We start from the raw sequence: 585 nt of genomic DNA on the forward strand, positions 1-585 counted from the left end.
CTGGCTGCTGTGCTTTCTGAACGTCGGCCTTTGGGAGCTTGCAATGCATGGCAGCTTGCCATTGTTGACAAGCTGCCTTTTTATTCAAAATGCATTTTCATACCCTCGTGGGATTTTTTGAATCCCAAATTTTCGTAAAACTTAATTGCCTTTGGTCTATTTTTGTCAGTTGTTAATTGCAATAGGTGTGCATTTCGTTCTTTAGCTCTTTTTATTGCCCATTCAAACATCATTTTCCCTAATCCTATTCCTCTTTGGTCTTTTCTAATCCGAACCGCTTCAATTTGGGCTCTAATTCCACCTTGATATGTCAAATATTGAATAAATGAAAGCTGTAAAGTTCCAATTATTTCAAAATTTTCATTTTCAACAACTATTAGTTCTTGATTTTTATCAGAGTTTATTTCTTTAAATGCTTCCAGATATTCTTTTGGTAATGGTATTTGAAAATTCTCTCTAGTTTTTCCGAGCTCGTCGTCCGCAACCATTGCTACTATTTTTGAAACATCATTTTCAGTTGCTTTTCTAAATTTCATCCAATTCTTCTTTTTAAGATCAAAAAGTGTAAACTATGTCCCTTTAACT

The 585-nt window shown here is 34.2% G+C and carries 1 protein-coding gene; it reads right to left on the minus strand.

From position 1 onward, the window contains the following. Positions 1-80: 80 nt before the first annotated feature. A complete protein-coding gene (locus tag E1171_RS03980; protein ID WP_155204319.1) occupies positions 81-536 on the minus strand; it encodes a GNAT family N-acetyltransferase in 456 nt (151 codons plus the stop codon). Positions 537-585: the final 49 nt, after the last annotated feature.

Origin of the sequence: Xanthovirga aplysinae, assembly GCF_009711365.1 — a bacterium.
GTDB lineage: Bacteria > Bacteroidota > Bacteroidia > Cytophagales > Cyclobacteriaceae > Xanthovirga > Xanthovirga aplysinae.

Excerpts from the sequence above, each read along its gene's own strand:
- E1171_RS03980 (WP_155204319.1), bottom strand. The coding sequence starts at position 536 with ATGAAATTTAGAAAAGCAACTGAAAATGATGTTTCAAAAATAGTAGCA.